Annotated in this window: 5 protein-coding genes; 4 read left to right on the top strand and 1 reads right to left on the bottom strand. The window is 68.3% G+C overall.

The features are described 5' to 3' along the window. From ACIPIA_RS10795 to ACIPIA_RS10780, 4 genes are all read left to right on the top strand, one after another. The coding region (locus ACIPIA_RS10795; RefSeq protein ID WP_400509336.1) for an amidohydrolase family protein at positions 1-310 on the top strand (310 nt) is incomplete at its 5' end. Between the two features lie 38 nt (positions 311-348). Next, positions 349-1,812 (top strand): amidohydrolase family protein, encoded by a 1,464-nt coding sequence (locus tag ACIPIA_RS10790; protein WP_400509339.1) that lies wholly within the window; start codon positions 349-351, stop codon positions 1,810-1,812. Next, on the top strand, positions 1,809-2,798 hold the full coding sequence (locus ACIPIA_RS10785; RefSeq protein WP_400509335.1) for an ABC transporter ATP-binding protein: 990 nt from the start codon (positions 1,809-1,811) through the stop codon (positions 2,796-2,798). The genes ACIPIA_RS10790 and ACIPIA_RS10785 overlap by 4 nt, the downstream gene beginning before the upstream one ends. A gap of 46 nt (positions 2,799-2,844) precedes the next feature. Further along, positions 2,845-3,825: an ABC transporter ATP-binding protein gene (locus ACIPIA_RS10780; protein WP_400509338.1), complete on the top strand. Its 981-nt coding sequence runs from the start codon at positions 2,845-2,847 to the stop codon at positions 3,823-3,825. A gap of 116 nt (positions 3,826-3,941) precedes the next feature. On the opposite strand, the gene ACIPIA_RS10775 is transcribed toward ACIPIA_RS10780, so the two are convergent. After that, complete coding sequence (locus ACIPIA_RS10775; RefSeq protein ID WP_400509333.1) at positions 3,942-4,373, bottom strand: OsmC family protein; 432 nt, start codon at positions 4,371-4,373, stop codon at positions 3,942-3,944. Between the last annotated feature and the right edge of the window lie 73 nt (positions 4,374-4,446).

Here is a 4,446-nt window from a genome sequence, read left to right as displayed (position 1 = left end):
CGGCATCCGCGACACCTGGGGGCCCTATGGCAATGCCGACATGGTCGAGCGCGCCATGTTCATTGGCCTGCGCAACAATTTCCGCCGCGACGACGAGGTCGAACTCGGTCTCCAGGTCTGCACCACGGGCGGCGCCGCGGTGATGGAGATCGCCGATTACGGACTGGGCGAGGGCAAGATCGCCGATCTCGTCATCATGCCCGGCCAGAGCCTGACCGACATCGTCGTGACCCGTTCGCCCAAGCGCCGCGTGATCAAGCGCGGCAGGATCGTCGCCCGTGACGGCGTTTCGGTGAGGACTGCCCCGTGAGCCTGAAAGCCAAGAAGCGGCCCGAAGGCCGCATCCTGATGACCGCGCGCTGGGTGGTCGGCCACAAGGACGGCCGCCATCGGCTCTACCAGAACGGAGAGGTCGTCTTCGAGAACGGCGAGGTCGTGTTCGTCGGCCACGGCTTTCCCGGCGAGGTCGCCCGTCGGATCGATTACGGCCACGCCCTGATCGGCCCGGGCTTCGTCGATTGCGACGCGCTCTCCGACCTCGACACCACGATCCTCGGCTATGACAACCAGCCCGCCTGGAAGAAGGGCCGGGTCTGGCCGCGCAGCTATCTCGAGGCCGGCCCCTACGAGATGTACACGCGCGGGGAGCTGGCCTTCCAGAAGCGCTATGCCTTCTCCCAGCTGATCCGCAACGGCATCACCACGGCGCTGCCGATCGCCTCGCTGTTCTATCGCGCCTGGGGCGAGACGGTGCAGGAATTCGAGGACGCGGCGGAGGCCGCCGCCGATCTCGGCATCCGCGCCTATCTCGGACCGGCCTACCGTACGGGCAACCAGCTGGTCGAGACCGACGGGCGCATCACCACCCATTACGACGAGGCTCGCGGTCTCGCCGAGCTCGATGCGGCCATCGACTTCGCCAGGCGTCATGAGGGCGCCGCCGGCGGCCTGATCCGCGCGATGTTCGCGCCGGACCGCATCGAGACCTCGACGGCCGAGCTGCTGCGCCGCACCGCCGCCGCCTCGCGCGAACTCGACATCCCCGTCCGGCTCCATTGCTGCCAGTCGAAGATCGAGTACGATCTCGTGCTCGCCCAGCATGGCATGAGCCCGCCGGAATGGCTGGAGAGCCTCGGCTTCCTCAACGAGCGCTGCCTGCTGCCGCATGGCACCGTCGTCTCGGGCAGCCGCCTGATCGACCGGCCCGGCCGCGATCTCGAGATCATCCGGGATTCCGGCGCCAGCATCGTCCACTGCCCGCTCGTCTCCGGCCGGCACGGCAATGCGATCAACCATTTCGGCAGCTATCGCGCCATGGGCCTCAACATCGCCATGGGTACGGATACCGCTCCGCCGGACATGGTGATGAACCTGCAGGCCGGCATGATCCTCGCCCGCACGATGGCCGGCAATGTCGGCGCCGTGCGCTCCGAGGACTATTACGACGCCGCGACCGTCGGCGGCGCCGACGCGCTGCAGCGGCCGGATCTCGGCCGCCTCCAGCCGGGCTCCCGCGCCGACATCACCGTCTTCGAGCTGGACCGGCCGCATAGCGGGCAGGTCATCGACCCCATCCAGACGATGATGCTGACCGGCCATGGCCGCGACTTCTCGACCGTGGTGATCGACGGCCGTTTCGTCATGGAGAACCGGGTCGTCCCGGGCCAGGACGAGACCGCCGACAATGCCCGCGCCCAGAAGCAGTTCGAGGGCGTGATGGCGCGCTATCCCGAGCGCACGCTGGGCCATCCGCCGATGAGCGAGATCTTCTCGTCGAGCTACGCGATCGAACGCAGCGAGGCCATCGCATGACCGCTTCCGCCGCCGCGCCTCTGCTGTCCGTGCGCGACCTGCGCATCGTCTTCGACGGCCGCCATGGCCCGCTGACGGCGCTGGACGGCGTCACCTTCGACATCGCGCCGGGGGAGATCCTCGGCATGGTCGGGGAGTCCGGCGCGGGCAAGTCGCTGACCGGCACGGCGGTGATCGGCCTGCTCGATCCGCCGGGCCGCATCGCCAGCGGCGAGATTCGGCTGTCGGGCGAGCGGATCGACAATCTGCCGGCCGAGCAGATGCGCAGGCTGCGCGGGCGACGCATCGGCGCGATCTTCCAGGACCCGCTGACCTCGCTCCATCCGCTGCTCAAGGTCGGCGACCAGATCGTCGAGACGATCCTGACCCATCTGCCGGTCAGCCGGGCCGAGGCGCGCAGGCGCGCGCTCGACCTGCTCAAGGAGGTCGGCATTCCCGCTGCCGAGACGCGGATCGACCATTTCCCGCATCAGTTCTCCGGCGGCATGCGCCAGCGCGTCGTGATCGCGCTCGCACTCTGCGCCGAGCCCTCGCTGATCATCGCGGACGAGCCGACCACAGCGCTCGACGTCTCCATCCAGGCGCAGATCACCACGCTGCTGAAGCGGCTCTGCCGCGAGCACGGCACGTCCATCATGCTGGTTACCCACGATATGGGAGTCATCGCCGAGACCGTGGATCGCGTGGCGGTGATGTATGCCGGCCGCATCGTCGAGATGGGCCCTGTCGAGGAGGTCGTGCGCCGCCCGCGCCACCCCTATACCGCCGGGTTGATGGCTTCGATCCCGAGCGTCCATGCCCGCCACGAGCACCTCAACCAGATCGACGGCGCCATGCCGCGCCTCAACGCCATTCCCTCCGGCTGTGCCTTCAACCCGCGCTGCGGCCGGGCCGAAGGCTTCTGCCGCGACAACAAGCCGGGCCTGCCGCTGGCGGCGCATGCGGCAGCCTGCCATTTCCCGCTGAAGGAGGCGGCGCATGCGTGATAACGTGATGACGCTCACGCAGGGTCAGCCGATGCCGAAGCCGGCGATGACCGAGACCGCACCGCAAGGCGACATCATCCTCGATGTCGCGGCCGCCTCCTGCCGCTTCGATGTCTCGGCGCCAGCCCTGTCCCGGCTGTTCTCGAGGGAGCCGCGCCGCATCCTGCGCGCGGTCGAGAACGTCTCCTTCACGGTGAAGCGCGGCACAACCTTCAGCATCGTCGGCGAGTCCGGCTGCGGAAAATCGACGCTGGCGCGCATGGTCGTGGGCCTGCAGCGGCCGACCGAGGGCATGCTCAACTTCCGCGACATCCGCCGCGCCGACGGCTCGTTCGGGCCGCCGCGCGTGCAGATGATCTTCCAGGACCCCTATGCCTCGCTCAATCCGCGCTGGCGCGTCGGCGACATCATCGCGGAGCCGATCCGCGAATTGAAGCTCCGGCCGGACGACGCGGCGGTGCAGCAACGCGTCGGGGACCTGCTGGAAGTCGTCGGCCTCTCCCGCACCGACGCGAGCCGCTACCCGCACGCCTTCTCGGGTGGCCAGCGCCAGCGCATCTCGATCGCCCGTGCTCTCGCGACCGAGGCCGACTTCCTGGTCTGCGACGAGCCGACCTCGGCGCTCGACGTCTCAGTGCAGGCACAGATCCTGAACCTGATGGTGCGGCTGCAGAAGGAATTCGGGCTGACCTATCTCTTCATCAGCCACAACCTCTCTGTCGTCCGGCATATGTCGGACGATCTCGCGATCATGTATCTCGGCCGCTTCGTCGAGGCTGGGTCGGCCGACGAGGTCTTCACCCGGCCGCGCCACCCCTATACGCGGCTGCTGCTCGAGACGATCCCCGATGTCGAGCGCCCGAACCGGGCACGCCGGCCCATGTCCGGCGAGGTGCCGAGCCCGATCGCGCCGCCGCCGGGCTGCAGCTTCAACCCGCGTTGCGCGCAGGCTGCCGATCGCTGCCGCAGCGAGCGGCCGGAGCTGCGGCGCCTGGGCGCCGTTCACGTCTCCTGCCACTTCGCCTGACGGTTCCCGTCATGGTCGGGCTTGTACCGACCATCCGTGTCTTCGTTCGGCGAATGCGGTGCTCAGGATGTGGATGCTCGCCACAAGGGCGAGCATGACGCCGTGGTCCCCGGACTTTAGCCTATCAGCGTCGCCTCCAGCGTGATCGGCGCCTTGAACAGCTTCGAGACCGGGCAGCCGGCCTTGGCCTTGTCGGCCAGTGACTGGAAGGTCGCCTGGTCGGCGCCGGGCACCTTGCCCTTCAGGGTCAGGTGGATCGCGGTGATGGCGTAGCCGTCGTCGAGCTTGTCGAGGCTCACGCGGGCGCTGGTGTCGAGCGCATCGGCCTTCAGATTGGCTTCGCCGAGGATCAGCGACAGCGCCATGGTGAAGCAGGCGGCATGGGCCGCGCCGATGATCTCCTCCGGATTGCTGCCGGGCTTGCCCTCGAAGCGGCTGGAGAAGCCATAGGGATAGGCGCTGAGCGCGCCGCTCTCGGTCGAGATCGTGCCCTTGCCGTCCTTGATGCCGCCTTCCCAATGGGCCGAGCCGGTCCTGTTGATCGCCATGTCGCTGTCTCCTGTTGCGGTTGGGGTGGATATGCTGCGGCTGGAACGCTACCCTTCGATAACGGTTTCAGCA

It is taken from the genome of Allobosea sp. CER48 (assembly GCF_044752385.1).
Lineage (GTDB): Bacteria > Pseudomonadota > Alphaproteobacteria > Rhizobiales > Beijerinckiaceae > Allobosea.
This window is presented reverse-complemented; position numbering and strand designations above follow the sequence as displayed.